Origin of the sequence: Streptomyces sp. NBC_01232 (genome assembly GCF_035989885.1) — a bacterium.
In the GTDB taxonomy this organism is placed as follows: domain Bacteria; phylum Actinomycetota; class Actinomycetes; order Streptomycetales; family Streptomycetaceae; genus Streptomyces.
Window position 1 is genome coordinate 1084263 of sequence record NZ_CP108518.1, and the last position, 19926, is coordinate 1104188.

Here is a 19926-nt window from a genome sequence, read left to right on the forward strand (position 1 = left end):
GCCCGACGTCGACGAGACCCGGCAGCGGGGCAATCCGAGCGCGCATCGCTCCTTCCACCCGGAGGAGTACGCCCCCGCCAAGGGCCCCGGCCGCAAGGCCTCCAAGGACGCATCCGCCTCCACCGGCGTCGACCCGCAGGATCCACCCGGGACGCGCAGCGCCGGGTGACTCACGGGCCGCTCGCAGACCGAGCCCGCCCGTACGAGGGCCCTCGGTCAGGTGTCCCGGCCGGCAGGCTTCGCGTTCCCGGCGGCTCGACGCTGCGCATGGCTGCCCGGAGTCGATACGTCGCCGGCCTCGCCTTCGTGCGTGTCGGGAAGCACCGCTTCCTCCGCCTCCTCACGGGCCTCCGGGTCGCCGCTCTCGCCGGGAGCCTGCGACGGAGGGGTAGGCGCCGGGTCGCGCTTCCTGGACGTGGTCATCGCGTACTCCGCTCATCGCTCGTCACATTCCTGTCGGTAAGCCTCGCGTCTGCCCGGTTCGGCCTCCACATCACATCGGCCACGGACACGGAGGGTCCTGCCCGAGCCGCCGCGGCGCCTCACGGCTTGATCGTCGCCTCCGCACACCGAGTGACGACGGATGCGAGTTCGTGCCCGCCGGCGTACAGCCGGCGCTGCGTGCGGGCGCCGTTCCCCGTTCGCGCAGGTGCGCGATGCCTTCCCGGACCCGCTCGTCATCGCCCTGCCCCTTCAACGCAACGCGGTCGAGGCCTTGTACCAGCACGTGCGCGAGGGAGTCAGGGGCAGGACGCAGTCAGTGCTTGGCGCTCGGGACGGCAAGGGGCTCGCCCGGAGCCTTCTTCTTCGCCTTCTCCATCTGTTCGCCGAGTTCCGTGAGGCGGTTACGGCCCATGGCCTTGCGGACGTCGGGGAACCATTCCTTCTCCTCTTCCTCGACGTGGTGGCGGACGTTCTCCATCAGCACGCTCATCTTGGCGTCGAACCTCTCGTCTGCTGCGTCGAGGTCCTTGAGCTCGGAGAGCATCCACAGCACGACGTGGTGCTCCTCGATGCTCTCCAGGACGTGGTCCTTGGTGTCGGGCGCCGCCTCCCGGGCAGCCGGGTAGAAGATCTTCTCCTCGATCCAGGTGTGGGTGGTCAGCTCGTCGATCACCTGGTCGGCGATTCTCCGCTTCTCCGCGTGGGCATCGTCGCCGGCCTTCTCGAACTGCTTGAACAGCTTCTCGACCGTCTTGTGGTCTTCCTTGAGCAGCACGATCCCGTCCACCACAGCCTCCAGACTTCGCAGCACCGGGCGACGCGGCCGGCCACCCCAGGCCCGTGTACCCGGCCCACCCTCGGATCGCTCGTCCGGAACGGGGGATTGGCCAGGACGGGCGACACGTCTACGCCGTCCGCTTGGGAACACAGGGAAGGCACACCCTTCGGCATACACCCGTTCGACGTCTGGTATGTCCGCGCATCGCGGGTAGGGGCCGCGCATGACTGTTATCGAAACACTCGCGGCCGAAGGCCAGGCCTCACTCTTCCTCATCTTCGCCGGAGTGGTCCTCGTCGTCCTCCTGATCGGTGCATTTTGGTACGGGAGTAGACGCCGGCGCCGGGAGGCACCTCCAGCCGCGCAGAACCCCGTCGCACAGCGCCGCGAGGACTCCTGGCAGACCCCGGACGAGCATGCGCGCGACCAGAAGGACCAGGAGTATCCCCACGCGTGAACCGGACGGGTCGGCCCGACCGATCCGACGGCTCGTACCGGCCACAAGGATTTTGGGCCCCGAAGCCCCGCCTATCCCCCTGGTCAATAACTCTGCCGGAGGAAACATGCCTCATGGGGAGAACGATCCCCTCGCCTATCACGACGGGCGGCCGGCCCGATGAGCAGGAGCTCTGCGCGGGCCTGCGCAGGAACCAGTCGGAGAACCAGCCGGATCGGGACGGTGGTGGAGACCGGAGACCGGAGACCGGGGCGGGCTCCCCCATGTGGCGGGCCTGTCGTTCGGGTGCAGTCGAGGCCACGGCGGGACGGCTGCAGGGCAGCGGGTAGGCGTCGTGTATGAACTCACGCACCCGCAACACCTCTCCCACGGACGGGCCGACCACGGCCCTCGACACTGCCTCAGCATGCTGGCTGAAGACCCTGGACCGGCTCGAACGGACAACGGTGGCCGATCCGGCCGTCAGGGCGCTGCAGCGGGGGATCCGCTCACTCCCCCTGGGCGGCATGCGCGATCTGCTGCGCGGCAGACCGCTGGGCCACCCCGTGCATCCCGTGCTCGTGCAGGTACCCATCGGATGCTGGCTGTCGGCCTCGGTACTCGACTTCGTGCCCGGAACACACCACGCGGCTACCACCCTGACCGCCGTCGGACTGGCCGGTGTCGCACCGGCCGCGGTCGCCGGCTGGGCGGACTGGGCGGACCTGCCGCCCGAGCAGGCCCGGGTCGGCCTGGTCCACGCGGCCTCCAACGTTGCTGCGGTGGCCTGTTACACCGCCTCACTGGCTGCACGGCTCCGCAGCCGCTCGGCGAAGGGCCGGCTGTGGGCCCTGGGCGGGCTGGCTGCCGTAGCCGTCAGCGGCGCGCTGGGCGGACACGTGGCGTACCGACAGGCCGTCGGAGCGCACCCCGCAGCATGAGGAGCCTGTGCGCGCCTGCCTCATCCCTCTGTCGAGATCCCTCTGTCGAGCCGCGGTCGGTCACCTGGGTTCCGGTGGCCCTCACCCACGCCCCCAGCCGAGCGCGGCCTTCTTTCAGGAGGGGGGCGTTGCGGTGTGATCAGGATGGTGAGGGGTGCGGCGAATCGTTTTGAGGCGGGCCTCCAAAAGGTGGTCCCGCCCGCCGGCCACCTCGTCGACGATTCTCCGTTCCACCGCGGCGAAGGGCTGGTAGTAGGTGGCGTTGTAGGCCTCGATGATCTGGAACGTCCAGTGGCCCGGGATGACGTTGCGGCCCACGATCTCGCGCTCGACGCGGGCGGCCTGTTCCTCGTGCCCCGCCTCGCGCAGGAGCTGGGCCGCGTCGCCGAGCTCGAAGTCCGCGGTTCCGGTCAGCTGGTGGAACCCGTAGAGGTGGCCGCGGGCCCTTTCCGTGGTTTCCAGCGCCTTCGAAAGCGCGCCCAGAGCGCGCACCGTCTTCTCGTCGACACCCTCCGGAATCTCGTGGGCCGGATCCATCTCGTGATTGCTGTCCATGGAGGATGTTCTGCCCCAACGCCCTCTCGCCGAGTGGCCGATGGGGCCATCCGGCGTAAGGCGACTCTCCACGTGCGCGCAGCCCCGGCGCGGGTTTCGCGGTGAAGATTCTCTGGTGGGTGGCTATCGCAGTCCTGATCCTGTGGCTGATCGGTTTCGTCGCCCGCCCCAAGGGCGGTAGTGGCCGCTGGTACCGCAGGTAGCCGTAACTCAGCAGGATCCTGCTCACCCCCAATGATCGACGGCCGCCCCCGGTCCGGAATTTCTATCCGGGTGCGTGAAGTCGCAAAGGCGGGGCAGGCGAAGTTCAGGCGGAACGCAGGACCATCCGCCGAGCACGACGTACGGAACAGGGAGGATCGACGGAGAAGCACCTTTCCGTCGTCCTCCATTGACCGGAGGAGTTGTTTTTCGCGTGACTGAGCATGTGTGGAGTTACCAGCCGACCGCAGGCCACCTGGCCGGTACGGACCTGACCGGCTACAAGGTCGAGGCGACCGACGGCAGCATCGGCAAGGTCGACAAGCACTCCGACGAGGTCGGTGACGCCTACCTGGTGGTCGACACCGGTGTCTGGATCTTCGGCAAGGAAGTCCTCCTGCCGGCCAGCACCGTCGTCAGGATCGACCCGGAGGAGCAGAAGGTCTTCGTCGACCGCACCAAGGAACAGATCAAGGACGCCCCCGAGTTCCACCGGGACAAGCACCTCGGCGACGCGGGCTACCGGGAGGAGCTGGGCACGTACTACGGCACCGGCGCTCCCTTCGGCGGCCGCCCCGCCTGATCGCATTCCCGTACGACGAGGCTGGTCCCGGCACCCCCTGGGTGCCGGGACCAGCCTCGTGACGGAGTCAGCCACCCTCGAATTCGAGGACCTCGGCCAAGAGGGTTTCCTGCTCCTCCACGTCCCCGGCACTCCTGGCGATCACCGCGTACCTCCAGGAACGGCCGTCGGGCGGCACGTCCGCGTAGAGGACCACGCCCTCGCCGCGATCCGGGTCGAACGCAAGGCGGGAAGCGCGCAGCCGGGCGAGCGCCTCATCGAAGTCCATGGGGGTCCGGGTCGAGCCCTTCGACACCGACCATGCCGGGGGCGGCGCGGCCGATCCCGCAGTCAGCCGGGTGACCATGGCGTGGGGTGTGGTGGTGGCCGTACGGCGGATGTTGCTCTCACTCGCGTACGCGACACCCTCGGTGTCCACCAGCGCGTCGAGCCCGAAGGGCCCGGCGTAGCCGTGATCGGCCAGGTGGCGCCCCAGGGCCGTCCCCCACTCCTCCAGCTCGTCGGCCACGTGCGCGCCGGACGGCGGCAGCGGAGAGGCGTATCCCGTGAAGGAGCCCTGAACCGTGCGCATCGCACCGCTGAAGAGCGCGCGCGTCCCGGAGCCGGAGACCTCCAGCTGGACACTGACCGACTGGGCCACGTCGATGTACTCCTCCACCACCCATAGCCCTTCGGGCCCACCGACCGTATCGAGCGGCAGGCTCGCCCCGCCCCTGAGGTCGTCGCGGGACACGAAGCGCATCCCGTGCCCTCCGGCCGAACGGTCGGGCTTCACCACGACACGCTCGTGATCCCGCAGGAGATCGCGCGCCGCGCCTTCCACCTCGGGGCGTCGGCACATCCGGCCCGCCGGCAGCCGCATGCCCAGTTGTGCGGCCGTCTCGCGGAAGCCGGTCTTCGTATTGAGCAGCATGGTCATCTGCAGCGCTGCTTCGGCGGCCTCGACCGTGGGGTACGGGTGCACCGCGATGCCGATGTCCCGGGCGAACGCGATCGCCGACGCGTCCAACGCCGTCGGCAGCAGCGCCGCGCCCCGGTCACCGGCGAGAGCCCGGACCTGCTCGACGAGGCCAGCCTCGCGCACCGCCCGCGCCAGCGGAACGGCTCCGGCGGGTGGTACCTCGACGACCGCCACCGATTCCGGGGGCACCCCGGTCAGGTCGTACACGTACCGCAAGAATTCCCGGCTCAGCGGCACGGGGGTGACGAACACGTCGCCCGGGCGCAGCAGCCACGCCTTCCGCGGTGCCTGCTGGGCCCACGTCGTCAGGATCTGACCCTCGTCGAGATCCACCGCCAAGTCCGAGAGGAAGTTCGCGAACACGACGATCGGGCCCGTCTCCGTCACCGCTCTGCTCCTCTGGTCGCCGCACGGCCGTCTCCGGTCGGGCACGAGTTCGGCACTGATCCCGCTGCCGGGCGCGGCTGGGCGTAAACGGGAGGCCGCGTCCTCCGATTCGTCCGGGCAGGACCCCTTGGTGCTTGCCGTCCCGCCCCAACGGCATCGCGCGACTCACGACCGGCATCGCGCGACTCACGACGGTCGCCCTCTCGGGAACCGACCGCCGAGCACACCGCCGGGCCGCAGTCCCCCACCGGACGTCGCCACCTGGAACGTGGAATCGGTTAGGGAAACGGTTCCCACGCCTCGGGGCCGGCCCCCCTCCACTCCACGAAGTCGGGGTCGTTGAGGTCGACGTCCTCGGCGTTCTCCATCCCGGCAGCTGCGAGAAAGGCCCGAACATCTGCCGGACGGTGTGCCACTCCGATGGCGACGCCGTCATAGCGGACGCGGCGCCAGCCCTGCTGGTCCGGCGGGTAGATGATCAGCTTGGCGGCCATGGGCCCAGCCTCTGCCGCACCAGCCGCACCGGCACTTCTTCGCATCCGATCGGGTGACCTTCACCGGCAGCTGCCGCGACGGGAGCCGTCCGCGGCCAGTCCAGGCCAAACTGTCCGCCTTCAGTCTGGAGCGTGCCCACGCACCACAGGCATCCCGCCTCGTGCCTCGCCTCTGCCTGCGTCAGAGCCGGTGGTGCCCACTGACGGCTGATTCGGTCAGCCAGCGACGAGCACGGAGTCATCGAGGGTACCCGTGCCAGGCAGGTGATGGCGGGCGGCAATAAGGGCGGCGTGCACATCTGTCGTACCGGTGGACACGCAGAGCGCTCGCTCGACGTCCTCGATCTCCCTGCGCACGGGTGAGCCGCCTTCTGCGGCGTCGAGCACGGACAGCGCCCAGTACCGGTCGACGAGACCGGGGAGCACGGCCGGGTGAGCCATCAACATGGGTGGTTGCCTTTCACCGGCGGATTCAACAGGTGGCCGTCGCCTACCCGCCCGATCACCGTTGAACCCCGTCACGGCCTGCAGCCGCGTACGGCGAGCGACTGGCCTTCCGTCGGGGTCAGACGGTGCCGCGGTCAGGGTTCGGTCGCGGACTCGGCCGCGGGATGGAGTGGGAAGACCTGGTCCAGTCCGACGACACGCAGGACGCGCAGCGTGTTGGCCGGCACCGCAGCGAGGGCGATGTCGGCTCCGGCCGACTGGGCGTGGTTGCGGGCGGCGATCAGCGCGCTGATGCCACTGGAGTCGCAGAACTCCATGCGGGCAAGATCCAGAACAAGGCGCTGGCTCGGCTTGAGAGGGAGGGCGGCAAGGAGGTGGCGTAGCTCGGCGGAGGTGTCGTAGTCGAGCTCCCCGATGACCGCTACCACCGGGCCGGTCTGGGTGTCCCGGACCTCGATGGTCAGCGGGCTCATGCCGGCTCCCGCGAACTGGCGGCGGGGACGCCGAGGGCGAGGAGGGCGGTGTCGTCGTCGAGGCCGTCACCAAAGCTGTCCAGCAAGCCGGTCAGTGCCCTCATCACCGATTGCGGGGACCGGCTGGCCTGATCGGTGGCGAAGGCGCGCAGGGCTTCGTCTCCGTACAGGTCAGTGCGGCTTTCGCCGGTGCGGGCTTCGGTGAGGCCGTCGGTGTACAGCAGCATGGTGTCGCCGGGCCCCAGGGTGGCAGTGGCGGGGGCGAAGGTCGCGGTGGGCAGGATGCCGACGAGGAGGCCGCCGGGGGTGGGCAGGGAGTCGGCTGTGCCGTCGGCGCGCAGGATCAGGGCCGGCGGGTGGCCGCCCGAGGCCAGGTGGACCGTGGCCTGCCCGGTCACCGGGTCGGGTTCGAGGGTGCCGAAGATGGCGGTGCAGTAGCGGGGGTCACCGCTGCTGTAGCGCTCGTGAAGGACTCTGTTCAACGTGGTGAGGGCTGAGACGGGGTCGGGGTCGTGGAGGGCTGCGGCGCGCAAGGTGTAGCGGGTCAGCGAGGTAACGGCGGCGGCTTGCGGGCCCTTGCCGCACACGTCGCCGAGGAAGAAGGCGAAGCGTGTGGCGTCGAGGGGGAAGACGTCGTAGAAGTCGCCGCCGAGCCTGTCGGGTGAGGCGGTGCGGTAGTGCGCGGCGCTCTCCATGCCGGGGATGGGCGGCAGGGTGTCGGGCAGCAGCGACGACTGGAGCGCGGCGAGGGCGTCCTGGAGGCGGGCCCGGTCGGCTTCGGCCTGCCGGTGTGCTTGCTCGGCGGCTTTGCGGGCCCGCAGGAGTTCTTCTTCGTAGGCGCGGCGGTCGCGGGCGTCGAAGAGGGTGGTGCGGATCAGCAGCGGCTCACCCGTGACCCCGCGCTTGACCGTGGAGGAAACCAGCACCGGCATGCGGACGCCGTCGGCCTTTTTGATCTCCAGGGCGACGCCGCCGATCTCGCCCTGCATCCGCAGCAGGGGCGCGAAGTGGGTCTCGTGGTAGAGCTTTCCGCCCACGGTCAGGAGGTCGGTGAACCGCATCCGGCCCGCCACCGCCTCCCGGTTCAGGCCCAGCCAGTCCAGCAGCGTCGTGTTGATCTTCGCGATGGTGCCGTCCATCAGCGTGGACAGGTACCCGCACGGTGCGCACTCGTACAGCTCCTCCGCGCTGTCCTCCAGCAGCGCGGCGAACACCGCATCCGAGGTCTTCTCGTCGTCGGCGTCGTACGGGTCCTGCTGACCGGTGCGGCACATCACCGCAGGCCCGCCAGGAAGCCGGCGATCGCTTCGTTGGTGGCTTCGGGTGCGGACAGGTGCGGGCAGTGCCCGGTCGCATCCAGGGTGATCAGTGTCGAGCCGGGGATCGCCTGGTGCACGAAGGCGCCGACCTCGCGCGGGGCGATGGCGTCCTGGGTGCAGTCCAGCACCAGCGTCGGCACGCTCACCTTGTTGAGGTCGTCCCTCGAGTCGGACAGGAAGGTGGTGCGGGCGAAGACGCGCGCCATCGCCGGGTCGGTTGCGCAGAAGCTGTTGGTCAGCTCCTCACCGAGTTCGGGCCGGTCCGCGTTCCCCATGATCACCGGCGCCATCGCCGCGGACCAGCCCAGGTAGTTCGACTCCAGCGAATCGAGCAGCTCCTCGATGTCCTCGGCGGAGAACCCGCCCCGGTAGCCCTCGTCGTCGATGTACCGGGGAGAGGGCGCCACCATCACCAGCGCCCCGATCCGCTCCGGAGCCATCTGGGCGGCCAGCACACCGATCATCGCGGAGACCGAATGCCCCACGAACACCGCGCCTCGCAGGTCGAGCGCGTCGCACACGTCCACCACGTCCTGGGCGTAACCGCCGAGGGATGCATAGCGGGTCTCGGAGAACGCGGAGAGATCCGAGCGGCCCGAACCCACGTAATCGAACAGCACCACCTGGTAGTCCTCGGCCAGGGCGGGGACGGTGAGGTGCCACATGTTCTGGTCACAGCCGAATCCGTGCGCAAGGACCACCGTCGGGCCATGGGGATTGCCGGTGACGGTGACGTTGTTCCTGCGCTGGATATCCATACCGAGCAGTCTCTCAGGCCCTCCACACCACTCCTGCAAGCCCCCGGATCACCCCACACACCCCACCCCACGCCTTCACACGTACCTGAGGCTGCCTTGCGGACGCCGACCGATTCCGGCGCCGTCGGCCGCCGGGATGGGCTCGATCCCCCCAGCCGGCCACGCGGACGGTACGCAGACGCCGGTCAAACAAGCGCAGGCGCCAGGGCCGTAAGCACCGCACCGGGGTGCTCGGGGTACCCGGCGGCGGATGCGCTGCATGTGGGCGCTTGGGTGGAGCTTGGGCGCGTGACAGACCAGGTAGCGCTCGCGAGGTGCGCCACGGGCAGAACGCGGCCAAGAGGTCCGTACTCGCGTCGCTCGCCGCGGTTGGCGGCCGCAGCCAGGCCGCCACCGCCTTGCTCTTGCGGCCACCTGTCGGCCCCGCAGTTGCTACGGCCGGAGCCGGCGCACTAAGCCCAGCGGCGCGGCAGGCAGTCTTGGCCTGGGTCAGTCCGCGCAGCAGATGCTGCGCGGCCCAGGTCTCAGGCCGCGAGTCCCGCCGACGCTCAGGCGCTCTTGTCCGACCGGACTGCGGGCGCCCGTACGGTCGCAGGGCGGGGTGGGAAGGGTTACGCCGGGTTGATGTTCTCAGCCTGGGGGCCCTTCTGGCCCTAAGTGATGTCGAACGTCACGGCCCCCGAGGCGCTGATCAGGACCGCGGCATCGCTGGAGATGCTCACACGTGCTGTCCCGTCCACGCACCATGTCATGGACGACAGCGGAAGCCGCCGCGGCGCCCCCACCATCCACCGACCCCCCGCCAACTCGGTGCGGTGTTACCGCTGATCAGTGACATGCACAGCACCTGTCGAGACGCGCACGCGACGAAAAGCATCGGCCGGGGGCCCCGCGCAGAGCTGGGGGCTGGCGTTGCGTTTCCACTTACCCTCGCTTACCGGCGTCACGACCGTCAGGTGAACCGGGATTGGCAGAGGGGTTTTTCGGTGCGTTGGTATGGGACACCACCGACCACACCTGCACCGAGACCCCGCCGTCGGCGGCGCGGGCGGCCGTACGCGTCCAGGCGCGGGCCGTCGCTGCTGACCCGCTGCTCCCGTGTCCGCCAGGTCCGACGCGGGGCGGCCGGGCAGCGCATCGGCGCCGTTTCCGCCGCCGTTCAGTACTGTACAGAGCGGCCGTTCCGTACCGTGCGGAGCACCGGAAGGGGACTCGCGATGGCCGGTCTGAGGCTGGGCCCGCTCCTGCGCCACGTGGACTGGGAGTCGGGCACGAGCGCGACGGTGTGGGTCGAGACCGACCGGGCGTGCACGGCGGAGGTCCGGTGCACGGGCGGCGGCGGTGGTTCGGCTCCCACGTTCTGCGTCGTCGGCCACCACTACGCACTGGTGGTCGTGACCGGGCTCGCCCCTGGGTCCGCCACAACGTACGAGGTGCTGCTCGACGGCGAGCGGGTGTGGCCCCTCGCGGACTCGCCCCAGCCCCCCAGCACCATCCACACGCCGCCGGTCCCGGCGACGGGCGCGGTGGTTGCCTTCGGCTCGTGCCGGTGGGCGGCGCCTGCTGCGGGCGAGCCCGATCCGGTGGGCCCCGATGTCCTCGACACCCTATCCGCCCGGCTCGCCGCCGACCCGGAGGCCGAGCGTCCGGACGTTCTCCTCCTCCTCGGCGACCAGGTGTACGCGGACGAGACGTCCGCCGACACCCGCGCCTGGATCGCCCGGCATCGGCGGGCCGCCGGCACCGGCTCCGCCGCCCCGCCGGACCAGGTCGCCGACTACGAGGAGTACACCCACCTCTACGACGAGTCCTGGGGCGACCCCGAACTGCGCTGGCTGCTTTCGACCGTACCCAGCTGCATGATCTTCGACGACCACGACGTCATCGACGACTGGAACACCAGCGCCGCCTGGGTAGCCGACATGCGGGCAACGCCCTGGTGGCACGAGCGGATCACCAGCGGCCTGATGTCGTACTGGGTCTATCAGCACCTCGGGAACCTCTCCCCCGCCGAGCTCGCCGAGGACGAGCTGTACGCGGCGGTACTGGCGGCCGACGACGGCACGGAGGTGCTGCGCGCGTTTGCCGAACGCGCCGACGCCGATCCGGCGACGGTGCGCTGGAGCTACCGCAGGGACTTCGGCCGCACCCGGCTGCTGATGGTCGACACCCGGGCCGCGCGGGTGCTGGAGGAGCAGCACCGGGCGATGCTGGACGCCGAGGAGGCGGCCTGGCTGCGGACGCAGGCGTTCGATGATCCCGGCGGCGTCGACCACCTGCTGGTCGGGACCTCGCTCCCGTGGCTGCTGCCCCCGATGGTCCACTTCGCGGAGGGCTGGCACGCGGCGCTCTGCCGGGGCGAACGCGGGCCGCGCTGGGCGCGCTTCGGTGAGTGGCTGCGCCGACGGGCGGACCTGGAGCACTGGGCGGCGTTCACCTCGTCGTTCGAAAAGCTGACGGAGACGGTCGCCGAGGTGGGGAGGGGCGAGGCCGCCCCGGCGACGGTGTGCGTGCTCTCCGGGGACGTGCACCATGCGTATGTGGCGGAGCCCGTCTGGACCACCGGGCAGCTGCGCTCCCGTGTCTTCCAGTTCACCTGCTCACCCCTGCACAACTCTGTGCCCGCAGTCATGCGGGTCGGATTCCGTTTCGGCTGGAGCCGGTTCGCCAAGGGGATCGGACATCTCCTCGCCCGCCACGGACGGATCGCGAGACCGGCGGTCCGGTGGGGGCGCACCGGCGGACCCTGGTTCGGCAACCAGTTGATGACGCTGACACTGCGCGGACGTACGGCCCGGCTGCGGCTGGAGAGGGCCTCGGATGGTGCCAAGCGGGGGCGCCGCGGGACCGACCGCGCGGGAGCGCGGCTCACCGGCGTCCTCGACCGCAGTCTGACGGACGGAAGTTGACGCCCCGCCGGACGGTCCCCCAGTAGCTTCTTGGAGGCCCCGCAATGGGGTCACCCGGCCTCTACCAGCGAGCCCAAGCTTCGCGAGACGTCCGGAAGGCTGAAGGCCAAGCCCGGGACCGGCTTGGTCCCGGGCCACCGCCCGCCGGCCTCCACCGGTGCCCCTGCCGCTGGCGGTGGCCCGGCGTTGGAGGGCTTCGAAGGACAGCCGGCCGGCAGCGGTGTCCCAGGCGACGAACTCGCCGTCGAGGACCAGGTCCTCGGGCAGTTGCCCGGCAACGGCGACCAGGACGGGAACGTGTCCTGGACGAGGCATCCGCGCCGGGTGTGCGGAAGCAGTCGGCCGCCGCGGCCTGCGCAGGTGAAGAGGATCGCGCGATGGCCGTGCAGCGCGCTGTCCTGGAAGCCGCGGCCGCCGCCATGGCGGAGAGCGGCTCTTCCCTCGCTGTCGGGAGCGAGGCGTCAGCGCGCCTCGCACCGCCGCCTGAACGTCCTGTGGGCCCTCATACGCGACGGCCGAACCTTCGAAATCACCGCACCACCAAGCCCCATACCACTGAGCTAACACGCTCACAGCGAGTCACCAACCCGGCTTGACAACCCCATTGGGAATCAGTGGTACTGCCTGACACAGGAGCATTGCGCGGGGCCGGGCCGGGATGGTGCTTCCGGTTCGCCGGCTGTCTTGGAAACGAGACGTCAGTCCTCCCTCACTGTCCGGCGGACCAGCCCCACGGGTCCGGCCGGTCCCGCCTACAGCCCTCGGGCCACGCAGGCAGCACAGCACCCCTTCTGCCCCGGCCCTTTCCCGATGGGTGTGCAAGGCAACGCCACCCGTCCCGCAGCCTCAGGCGTGGCTGTAAGGCTCACCGTGTCTTTGCTGCGCCCGAGTGGGGTAGAGCACCAGCTCGGTGCCGGGAATCCAGCCGTTCGACGCGCAATCATCACAGCAGGGGCCGTTCGACCACTGACTCACTCCGAGGAGCGGGGCCAGCTCGCCGACGTACCTGAGCGCACCAGCAACGAAGCCACGGCCGTGACGCCGGGATGGAGAGCACACGGATGACCAGCCAGCAAGACGGGAACGAGCCCTCTTCCCCTTTGGGAGAGCCGACAGAGGCCGAGGGCACACTGAGCGAAGCCGACCAGGCTGACGAGCCATCGGCCGGAGCCGACGGCAAGACCAAGGCCAAAGAGAAGGCTGCCGCGGTCAAGGAACACACCATCGCCAAAGCCAAACAGGCCACGGCCCAGGTCCGTGAGAAGGCTGGCCATACGGCTGAGCTGGCGAAGAGCAAGACACCCGAGCCGCTCCTGCACACAGCCGCTCAAACCGCAGAGCACGTCCGTGACGCCGCATCGCGGGCCGGACACCTCGCAGCCGACAAAACCCCCGATGCAGTCCGTGAAAAGGCTGTTCGCGCGGCGCACGGAGCAGGATCCAAGTGGACCCCACTGCTTTCAGCGGGGATCGCCCTCCTCGTCTTTCTCCTCCTGCGCCGCAGGCGGCGGAACCGCTGAATCATCGAGAGGACTGTGAAGGTCTGCCACTGCCAGCACCCGATTTGCCCGAACGACGCGACCGACGGGACTCTGCTGATGAGCTGGCCCGACCCACTGACATGCGATGCAGGCCGCCTGGACGACCGTGCTGCAGGTGGCAAGCGTGGAAGGAGATCGCTGCCCGTCCATTCCGGTTTCCCAAGCCGCCACAACCGCCGTTCTCTCGGCCGGGCCTGGAGCGGGGTTCCTCCTCCTGCCGAGCTCGCGCATGGATCGGCGGCGACGCGTCGAACGGTGCAGGTCGGTCCGGTGGTCACTGTGCCTGAACGGGCCCGCGGGCGGCTGTCTGCTGGTGTGAAAGCAGTCCCGGCGATGGCTTGGATCGTGTCACGTCAGGTGCTCGCGTCGGCCGTGGTGGCGAGCGGGGCCCGCCAGTTCTTGAGATGCGCGATTCCGTGCTCGAAGTGGATGCGGCGTGACGAGTGTGCTTGCGCCGGCGTTCGTAGATCCCCTCGTACCACTCCGATGGGTTCTTCTTGACCTTGCGGTGCGGTGGTGTCACCACGCCGCCGCCGGTCAGGGCGCCCAGGCCCTGATGGGCGGCGTCGGCAAGGACCTCCACGGCCGGGCCGCCAGTCAGGTGTTGACCAGGCCTGACTGCCGGGCGTGGGTAATGCCGGCGCAGCTCGCCGGCTGGGCCGGACTGCAGAACGGGAGCCCGACGCCGGCGTGAGTGAGGACCATGGCCTTGATGGCGTTCTGCTTGTTCTTGCCGAGGACGAACTTCTCCCGGCCCTTGCAGCCGAGGGCATCCGCGGACCCGGATCTCCGTGCCGTTGCCTCGCCGCATGGGTACGGAGCAGGCTGCGTGCGCCACGCCGTAGCAGGCCGCCGAGGGCCGCAGGGCGGCGCAGCGGGCACTGAGAGCCGGTACGGACGGCCCAGAGGACCCCCACGCCACGGCCAAGATCCGGGCCTTGGACGCCGGCGCTGCCGACCGTGACGTAACCGTTCAGCATGGACGAGCTCCTGGCGCGCGTCCGGGCGGCCACTCACAGAGAAGAGACCCGGCAGCCACGCAGGCCACCGAGGTCTCGGTCGTCACAGCTGACGAACGCCGGTGGCTCTGCCCCAACCACCGGAAAGGGTTCGGCGCGAAGATGGGCGCGATCGGCAACAAGCGCTGACCGTCGGTGCGTCCAGTCCGGAGCTCCCCCGCAGGGCGGCCCACCCTCCTGTCGGAGGGTGCCTTTCAGCGGCGGCGTGCGCAGGTCCAAGCCCCCATGCCCTGGATCTTGGCGAGTCTCCTCGCCGTCGCGATCTGCTCCGCCTTGGTGGCGAGGTCCGCGCGTGGTGCGTACTTGCGACCCCCTGCCGCGTTCCAGCTCGACTGGGTGAACTGCAACCCGCCGTAGTGGCCGTTGCCGGTGTTCGCCCGCCAGTTCCCGCCGGATTCACACCGTGCGATGGCGTCCCAGTCACGGTTCGGTTTGGAGTGCACCGCAGCGGCATCAGCCCCGGAGGCGTTCAGCAAAGCCACAGTCAACAGGACTACAGGGACCAGTAGTTGGTTGATCACGCTCCGGCTTTGCCGGTCCTTGCGTTGACGCGACATCAGTCCTCCTTCGCTGTTGGGGCGGGCCTGCCACGAACAGCGGGCGGGCCCGCGAACGACCCCCTTCGGGCCGTTGCCACAGCACAGCACGGACCGACGCACCTTCAGCGGCACTTACCGTCGGCGAAGGAGTGACGCCACCCGAACGGACGCTCTACGGCCCTCGGGAGGTCTCCCCTGTGCAGAAGGAACCCGCCCGGAAACGTGACACGCCGAGGTGACGGCTCCAACCAGCGCGCCCTCCACGCCGACCCCGGCGCTACCATCGCCGTCATCGGCGAGCACAACGCCCGCAAGACCACCTTGCTGCGCACCCGCCCTCCGCGGTCTCACCCCGCCGCCGCTCGCCGAACTATCCTTCGGTCAAACCGAGTTGCCGCACCTGGTCCCGCACCAGCGCGACATTGTCCGGCTACCACAGGGCAGGGGGCCGTTGGCCGCGTCCGCTGCCCAACTCAGGCCGACGGCCTGCGCACCCACGACTACCCGATACCGTCCAGCTGGCCTCCCGGCTCCTCGTACCACCTGGGTACCGTCATGCGCATGGTGTACTCCGACCTGCCGGCCAGCACACGCACCGTGCGAGCGTCACGCGCCAACACGTGGCACGCCGACTCGGTCGAGTCCGAGAGCCACGCCCTCGGCGTCAAACGCGCCCGGCCTCACCGAGGATCGTGACGGTCAGTCCGCTCTGGCAGACATCTCCTCGACCAAGGCCGCCAGCTGAAGTCCGGCAACCATCGGTCGGCGACTGCACTTTGGCTGCGGAGGGCACGTACCCAGGAAACGCCACGATCCCGTCTCGATTCCGCCGATGCCTGAGGCAGTCCCCGATCCCCGCTGACCACGGACACCGCCCCTGCTGCGGCGTTTCGCGGTCGCCTCACCGATCGGCCTGGCCCGCTCCGCTACGCATGGCGGCCGGGGGATCGGGGAAGACGTATTGTGCAAGAAAGAGCCACTACCCACCCACTTGGTATATATGCACTACATGTGACGAGGGAGCGGGGATACTGTCATGAACTTTTCGGTTCGACGGAGTTCCGGCGACACCATGTGGCGCCGCCCCAGCGCGGGCTGGTTGGATCCCCGGCATCCTTTCGGGTCCATGCGGCACCACATGGGCCACTTTCTGGAGCAGGGAAACCTCGCCCAGGCCGGTCAGGGGTGGACGCCCTTGACCGAAGAGGAGGAGACCGAGGACGCGTACGTGATCAAGGCCGAGATGCCCGGCATTCCCCGCGAGAACATCACCGTGGAGATGAACGGCAACGATCTGTGCATCACGGGCGAGCTCGACAAGAGGTCCGACAAGGTGCTCACCCAGCGCAAAGGCAGGTTCTGTTACCGCGCCAGCCTGTCCGGGGGCATCGACAGCGACAAGACCGAGGCCACTCTCGACAGGGGCGTCCTGACGGTCCGCATCTCCAAATCGGGTGAATCCAAGCCGCGCCAGATCCCCATTACAGGCGGTGATGACCGGCGCGTCTGAAACCAGCACACCGGAAAGAAGACCGACAGGGGTCAGGCGACGGCCGACGTCCTGTCTGAAGGCGCGCCGCCTGCGCGCGGGCGGAGAAGTCCTGCGGCACTGTGCTCGGCCGAGAGCGCCGCCCGGACGGCCTTCGTCCTGGTCACCTACCGAAAGGCCACCCGACGGCCGGTCTCGAATGGACAGGCTCCTTGTCACTCCATGATGGTGATCGGAGCCCTGAAGCTGTCCTCGGTAAGCAGGTCCAAGTCGAATACTCCGTCATTGGCCTGCTGCCAGACCCGTACGTACTTGGTTCTCGCCGCCCAAGTGCCGAGATCGGCGGTGTCAGCGCTGTACTGCTGCCAGGTCGTTCCGTGCTCGTCCAAGTGATCCGGCCAGGTGTCGGGCCTGTACGCCCACACGGTGACGTGGGTGACGCAGCCGATGGCCTGGCGGAACGGATGGTCGGAGGCAGCGGCCTCGAGGGGGGCTTGCAGGGAGCCGAGGCGCCGCAACCCGAGGGAAGCGAGGGAGTACACGACGACACCCTCACCCCTGTCCCATCCATCCGGGCGCACCGTGATGGCGTTCCCCTGGTAGTAGGTCGCGTCGTACAGCCTCGCTCCGATCTTCAGGCCGGGGTTGTTCGGCATGTCGTACTCCCGCGCCTCCGGGCTTGCGGTCCCGTGTCTCTGCCGTCGCCGATCCCTGGGGGCTGAATCGCCGAAATGCCGAGGTCGGCCGCATTCAGGGTGGCCGCTCCGCCCCGTCGGCGTGCATGGGGGGGGTGGCCAAACCAGCTTCCCACGTTCTGGGCGCACTGCCGTGATCCGTCGACCGTCGGCTCCCGTATCCGGAATCTCAAGGAAAAGGTGAAGGACAGGCTCAAGCGCTGAATCCCGTGCGGGGCAAGCCCGCCCGTCCGGCTCGTGCGCGCCCGCTCGGGCCGTTGGTGTCCGACGGGACGAGTCCCCCAGGAGCGGGGCTGTTCCCTTGCCGGATGCATCGTGGCCGGAAAACACAGCGATCCCTCGCGAGCGATAGGGTGTAACTCGCGAGGAGGAGGCTGTCATGGGTGAAGCAGCTTCAACGACCACCCCCCGTGAGCGGTACCGGCAGCAGGTTCGTTCAGAGATCAAAGAACGGGCCTGGGAGCAGATCACTGCCGCCGGAACGTCCGCGCTCTCCCTCAACGGGATCGCCAGACTTATGGGCCTGAGCGGCACAGGACTCTACCGATATTTCACGAGCCGCGACGAATTGCTCACAGAATTGGTTCATGACGCCTACCAGAGCCTGGTGGGGACACTCAGGACTGCGGCTGCCCAGGGAAAAGGGAATCTTGCCGGCCTGGGACAGGCCCTGCGTATATGGGCGCTCGATGACCCACAGCGGTATTTCCTCGTCTACGGACCTCCGGTACCGGGCTACCGCGCCCCCGCTGACGTCGCCGCATTGACGGCGGAGATCATGGACATACTCACCGATGCCTGTGCCGCTGAACCCGACGCGCCCGCGAGTACGCCCGAGAGCCCACTGGCGGATGGCCCTGCGCAGTCGGTAGGGCGGGCCGAGACGGCGTCGGCTCAGCGCCTGGCAATCTCCTTCCGGACCCGGCTGCACGGGGTGCTCTCCCTGGAACTCGGCGGTCACTTCGCCGGAATGGAATGCGACCCCGCCCTGCTGTACCAGGCCGAGCTGGACCTGCTCGTGTCCCATTGAGCACGAGGCCGCCCGAAGCCCGCCCGTTCAGCTCGGGTGCCGAGGAATACTCCTGGGGCCGCCGCGCGTGCAGGTGGTTGGGGGCATCAGGGCATCAGCCGCGGGGCGGTAGGAGGGGCCCCAGGGGGCCCAGGTCGATGTTCAGGTCCTCCAGGGCGTAGCCATGTTCTTCGCAAAGGTCGGCGAGGCTGTCATGGAGGGCGAGGAGGGTGGCGCCGAGTTCTTCTTCCTGCTCGTCGGTGAGATCGCCGGCATCGACGCGGCGCAGCGCTTGGCGTTCGATGAGCTGGCGCAGCAGCTCGATGATGGTGAGGACGAGCTTCAGGAGGTCTTCCCCGACGGCGTCCGGGTCGGTTGTCAGGCGGTGGGCGGGGTGGGCGGGTTTGTCGTGGGGGGCGGGGGGCGCCTGGATGAGCCGGAAGGCCTGGGACAGGCTGTCGCCGAGGTCTTGGACTCGTCCGGGCCGGGGGTGTGGGGACGGGGGGTGTTCACCGCTCATTGCGTCCGCCCTCCTCTGCCCCGGCGGGGGCGATCTCGGAGCTGACGGAGACAATAAGGGCGCGCAGGGAGATACGGACGAGGTCGATGTCGGCGATGGACAGGACGATGTCGCCGGTGAGGACGACTCCGCCGCTCAGGAGCCGGTCGAGGAGGTCGACGAGGGCGACCTGGCGGCCGGGCAGGGGCTCGCCGTGTCCGCTGACGGTCATGGTGACGGCTCGGGGGCGTCGGTCGGGCCGGGGGCTGTCATGGCGAAGGAGTAGGGAGCCCAGGGGCCGGTGACCTCGATGCGCAGATCGGGAAAGCGCTGGGCGGCGTCGGCGATGGCAGCCTGGAACTGCCCTGCCTGGTCGTCGGGGATGAGATAGGCGTCGTTGAACACGTTCTCCTGAGGACCGGTGAGTTCGCCGCGCTGGGGTGCATGCCGTACACGCTGGGTGGCATGGCGGGATGCGATGGCCTCGATGGTCTCGGCAGCCTGCTCTGCCTGCTGATAGACGGCGTCCCGGGAGTGACGCTGGGCCCTGCGGGCTTGCAGATAGGCCTTGCCCGGGCCGGCGGCCGGTGCGGGGGCTTCAGGAGGGGGCTGTGTGGCCTCCGGCGTGAGGTAGATCTTCACCCCGTACTCGGTGTGGGCGCGCAGCTGGTCGAGACGCCGGCTGAAGACGTCCTGTTGGGCGGACAACGCTTGCCGGGCCCGGTGGTCGTCCTGGTAGACGGTGGCCATGCGCAGGGGGAGGACGGGGGCCCTGGCGGCGACGGCCTGGACGACATCGTGATGGGTGCGCGCGACGTACTCGAGCCAGTCCAGGTCCTCGAAGTGGTTCTTGAGGGCGGTCTCGTCGAAGTCCTGTTCGGGTACGTCGCTGGCCACGAAGGCGAGCGACGCGAGCGAGGTACTGGGAGCGGGATCGGTGGTGTCGGCGGTGAGCGGAAGAAGCCTGAGCGGCGCCTGGCCGATGCCGTGCAGGCCGGCGAGGGCGTCGCCCAGCGGGCCCGTCCGGTGGGTGACTGCGTAGACGTACGTGAGGCTGCCGGGGGTGTTCACGGAGGACTCTTCCGTCGTCGCCCGGCCGGTCGGCCACCCGGTTCCTCGCCCGGGACCTCTTCTTCGTCGTACGCGCCGGGTTCGAGTCGGCCACGGAGGGCGTCGAGTTCGGCGCGCAGGCGGCGGTTCTCCTGTTCCAGCGGGCTACCCGTGTGCCGGGACGACAAGGAGGGGTCGTGCTCCCACCAGTCGATCCCCATCTCCTTGGCCTTGTCCACGGAAGCGATCAGGATGCGGAGTTTGATGGTCAGCAGCTCGATGTCGAGGAGGTTGATGCGGATGTCGCCGGCGATGACGATCCCCTTGTCCAGGACCCGCTCGAGGATGTCGGCGAGGCTGGAGGTGGAGGACTGCCCGTATGGCATCGGCGCGCGGGAG

Annotated in this window: 22 protein-coding genes; 7 read left to right on the forward strand and 15 right to left on the reverse strand. The window is 69.4% G+C overall.

What is annotated here, in order from left to right; all coding sequences use genetic code 11:
* Positions 1–216: 216 nt before the first annotated feature.
* Positions 217–423 (reverse strand): hypothetical protein, encoded by a 207-nt coding sequence (locus tag OG444_RS05255; protein ID WP_327260998.1) that lies wholly within the window; start codon positions 421–423, stop codon positions 217–219.
* 334 nt (positions 424–757) lie between these two features.
* Positions 758–1231 (reverse strand): hemerythrin domain-containing protein, encoded by a 474-nt coding sequence (locus tag OG444_RS05260; RefSeq protein ID WP_327260999.1) that lies wholly within the window; start codon positions 1229–1231, stop codon positions 758–760.
* A 214-nt stretch (positions 1232–1445) separates the two neighbouring features.
* Between OG444_RS05260 and OG444_RS05265 the strand changes: the two genes are divergently transcribed.
* On the forward strand, positions 1446–1679 hold the full coding sequence (locus OG444_RS05265) for a DUF6479 family protein (protein WP_327261000.1): 234 nt from the start codon (positions 1446–1448) through the stop codon (positions 1677–1679).
* 338 nt (positions 1680–2017) lie between these two features.
* Complete coding sequence (locus OG444_RS05270) at positions 2018–2599, forward strand: DUF2231 domain-containing protein (protein WP_327261001.1); 582 nt, start codon at positions 2018–2020, stop codon at positions 2597–2599.
* 114 nt (positions 2600–2713) lie between these two features.
* Here the strand turns inward: OG444_RS05270 and OG444_RS05275 are convergent, their stop codons facing one another.
* Positions 2714–3154, reverse strand: a complete 441-nt coding sequence (locus OG444_RS05275; protein WP_327261002.1) for a hypothetical protein — start codon at positions 3152–3154, stop codon at positions 2714–2716.
* Positions 3155–3569: 415 nt separating this feature from the next.
* Here OG444_RS05275 and OG444_RS05280 point away from each other — a divergent pair, with 415 nt between their 5' ends.
* Complete coding sequence (locus OG444_RS05280) at positions 3570–3938, forward strand: PRC-barrel domain-containing protein (RefSeq protein WP_327261003.1); 369 nt, start codon at positions 3570–3572, stop codon at positions 3936–3938.
* A gap of 67 nt (positions 3939–4005) precedes the next feature.
* On the opposite strand, the gene OG444_RS05285 is transcribed toward OG444_RS05280, so the two are convergent.
* The 6 genes from OG444_RS05285 to OG444_RS05310 form a co-directional block, all read right to left on the reverse strand.
* Entirely contained in the window at positions 4006–5286 is a 1281-nt protein-coding gene (locus OG444_RS05285) for a peptide ligase PGM1-related protein (RefSeq protein WP_327261004.1), read from the reverse strand.
* A 278-nt stretch (positions 5287–5564) separates the two neighbouring features.
* On the reverse strand, positions 5565–5780 hold the full coding sequence (locus OG444_RS05290) for a hypothetical protein (RefSeq protein ID WP_327261005.1): 216 nt from the start codon (positions 5778–5780) through the stop codon (positions 5565–5567).
* 216 nt (positions 5781–5996) lie between these two features.
* Entirely contained in the window at positions 5997–6227 is a 231-nt protein-coding gene (locus OG444_RS05295) for a DUF5133 domain-containing protein (RefSeq protein WP_327261006.1), read from the reverse strand.
* A 134-nt stretch (positions 6228–6361) separates the two neighbouring features.
* Positions 6362–6700: an STAS domain-containing protein gene (locus OG444_RS05300; RefSeq protein ID WP_327261007.1), complete on the reverse strand. Its 339-nt coding sequence runs from the start codon at positions 6698–6700 to the stop codon at positions 6362–6364.
* Positions 6697–7974 (reverse strand): PP2C family protein-serine/threonine phosphatase, encoded by a 1278-nt coding sequence (locus OG444_RS05305; protein WP_327261008.1) that lies wholly within the window; start codon positions 7972–7974, stop codon positions 6697–6699. Before OG444_RS05305 ends, OG444_RS05300 begins: the two co-directional genes overlap by 4 nt.
* A complete protein-coding gene (locus OG444_RS05310; RefSeq protein WP_327261009.1) occupies positions 7974–8777 on the reverse strand; it encodes an alpha/beta fold hydrolase in 804 nt (267 codons plus the stop codon). The genes OG444_RS05305 and OG444_RS05310 overlap by 1 nt, the downstream gene beginning before the upstream one ends.
* 1217 nt (positions 8778–9994) lie before the next feature.
* Here OG444_RS05310 and OG444_RS05315 point away from each other — a divergent pair.
* A complete protein-coding gene (locus tag OG444_RS05315; RefSeq protein ID WP_327261010.1) occupies positions 9995–11686 on the forward strand; it encodes an alkaline phosphatase D family protein in 1692 nt (563 codons plus the stop codon).
* A gap of 1061 nt (positions 11687–12747) precedes the next feature.
* The gene (locus OG444_RS05320; protein ID WP_327261011.1) at positions 12748–13206 is read left to right on the forward strand and encodes a hypothetical protein; all 459 of its coding nucleotides are present in this window, start codon (positions 12748–12750) and stop codon (positions 13204–13206) included.
* A 1234-nt stretch (positions 13207–14440) separates the two neighbouring features.
* On the opposite strand, the gene OG444_RS05325 is transcribed toward OG444_RS05320, so the two are convergent.
* Positions 14441–14803 carry a transglycosylase family protein gene (locus OG444_RS05325; protein ID WP_327261012.1) on the reverse strand — a complete coding sequence of 121 codons (363 nt, stop codon included), beginning with the start codon at positions 14801–14803 and terminating at the stop codon, positions 14441–14443.
* A gap of 1177 nt (positions 14804–15980) precedes the next feature.
* Between OG444_RS05325 and OG444_RS05330 the strand changes: the two genes are divergently transcribed.
* Positions 15981–16295, forward strand: a complete 315-nt coding sequence (locus OG444_RS05330; RefSeq protein ID WP_327261013.1) for an Hsp20/alpha crystallin family protein — start codon at positions 15981–15983, stop codon at positions 16293–16295.
* A gap of 194 nt (positions 16296–16489) precedes the next feature.
* Here the strand turns inward: OG444_RS05330 and OG444_RS05335 are convergent, their stop codons facing one another.
* Complete coding sequence (locus OG444_RS05335; RefSeq protein WP_327261014.1) at positions 16490–16930, reverse strand: hypothetical protein; 441 nt, start codon at positions 16928–16930, stop codon at positions 16490–16492.
* A 418-nt stretch (positions 16931–17348) separates the two neighbouring features.
* Between OG444_RS05335 and OG444_RS05340 the strand changes: the two genes are divergently transcribed.
* Positions 17349–17999: a TetR/AcrR family transcriptional regulator gene (locus OG444_RS05340; protein ID WP_327261015.1), complete on the forward strand. Its 651-nt coding sequence runs from the start codon at positions 17349–17351 to the stop codon at positions 17997–17999.
* A 94-nt stretch (positions 18000–18093) separates the two neighbouring features.
* Here the strand turns inward: OG444_RS05340 and OG444_RS05345 are convergent, their stop codons facing one another.
* From OG444_RS05345 to gvpJ, 4 genes are read right to left on the reverse strand one after another with little or no spacing between them, the layout of a single operon-like run.
* On the reverse strand, positions 18094–18498 hold the full coding sequence (locus tag OG444_RS05345; protein ID WP_327261016.1) for a gas vesicle protein K: 405 nt from the start codon (positions 18496–18498) through the stop codon (positions 18094–18096).
* A complete protein-coding gene (locus OG444_RS05350; RefSeq protein WP_327261017.1) occupies positions 18488–18709 on the reverse strand; it encodes a gas vesicle protein in 222 nt (73 codons plus the stop codon). The genes OG444_RS05345 and OG444_RS05350 overlap by 11 nt, the downstream gene beginning before the upstream one ends.
* Positions 18706–19548 (reverse strand): GvpL/GvpF family gas vesicle protein, encoded by an 843-nt coding sequence (locus tag OG444_RS05355; RefSeq protein ID WP_327261018.1) that lies wholly within the window; start codon positions 19546–19548, stop codon positions 18706–18708. Before OG444_RS05355 ends, OG444_RS05350 begins: the two co-directional genes overlap by 4 nt.
* Positions 19545–19913: a gas vesicle protein gene (gene gvpJ, locus OG444_RS05360; RefSeq protein WP_266486068.1), complete on the reverse strand. Its 369-nt coding sequence runs from the start codon at positions 19911–19913 to the stop codon at positions 19545–19547. The genes OG444_RS05355 and gvpJ overlap by 4 nt, the downstream gene beginning before the upstream one ends.
* Positions 19914–19926: the final 13 nt, after the last annotated feature.

Bases quoted from the DNA above. Each gene is read 5' to 3' on its own strand.
- OG444_RS05275 (WP_327261002.1), bottom strand. From the start codon at position 3,154: ATGGACAGCAATCACGAGATGGATCCGGCCCACGAGATTCCGGAGGGT.
- OG444_RS05305 (WP_327261008.1), bottom strand. From the start codon at position 7,974: ATGTGCCGCACCGGTCAGCAGGACCCGTACGACGCCGACGACGAGAAG.
- OG444_RS05295 (WP_327261006.1), bottom strand. From the start codon at position 6,227: ATGTTGATGGCTCACCCGGCCGTGCTCCCCGGTCTCGTCGACCGGTAC.
- OG444_RS05270 (WP_327261001.1), top strand. From the start codon at position 2,018: ATGAACTCACGCACCCGCAACACCTCTCCCACGGACGGGCCGACCACG.
- OG444_RS05315 (WP_327261010.1), top strand. From the start codon at position 9,995: ATGGCCGGTCTGAGGCTGGGCCCGCTCCTGCGCCACGTGGACTGGGAG.
- gvpJ (WP_266486068.1), bottom strand. From the start codon at position 19,913: ATGCCATACGGGCAGTCCTCCACCTCCAGCCTCGCCGACATCCTCGAG.
- OG444_RS05345 (WP_327261016.1), bottom strand. From the start codon at position 18,498: ATGAGCGGTGAACACCCCCCGTCCCCACACCCCCGGCCCGGACGAGTC.
- OG444_RS05255 (WP_327260998.1), bottom strand. From the start codon at position 423: ATGACCACGTCCAGGAAGCGCGACCCGGCGCCTACCCCTCCGTCGCAG.
- OG444_RS05325 (WP_327261012.1), bottom strand. From the start codon at position 14,803: ATGTCGCGTCAACGCAAGGACCGGCAAAGCCGGAGCGTGATCAACCAA.
- OG444_RS05335 (WP_327261014.1), bottom strand. From the start codon at position 16,930: ATGCCGAACAACCCCGGCCTGAAGATCGGAGCGAGGCTGTACGACGCG.
- OG444_RS05340 (WP_327261015.1), top strand. From the start codon at position 17,349: ATGGGTGAAGCAGCTTCAACGACCACCCCCCGTGAGCGGTACCGGCAG.
- OG444_RS05350 (WP_327261017.1), bottom strand. From the start codon at position 18,709: ATGACCGTCAGCGGACACGGCGAGCCCCTGCCCGGCCGCCAGGTCGCC.
- OG444_RS05320 (WP_327261011.1), top strand. From the start codon at position 12,748: ATGACCAGCCAGCAAGACGGGAACGAGCCCTCTTCCCCTTTGGGAGAG.
- OG444_RS05300 (WP_327261007.1), bottom strand. From the start codon at position 6,700: ATGAGCCCGCTGACCATCGAGGTCCGGGACACCCAGACCGGCCCGGTG.
- OG444_RS05310 (WP_327261009.1), bottom strand. From the start codon at position 8,777: ATGGATATCCAGCGCAGGAACAACGTCACCGTCACCGGCAATCCCCAT.
- OG444_RS05265 (WP_327261000.1), top strand. From the start codon at position 1,446: ATGACTGTTATCGAAACACTCGCGGCCGAAGGCCAGGCCTCACTCTTC.
- OG444_RS05290 (WP_327261005.1), bottom strand. From the start codon at position 5,780: ATGGCCGCCAAGCTGATCATCTACCCGCCGGACCAGCAGGGCTGGCGC.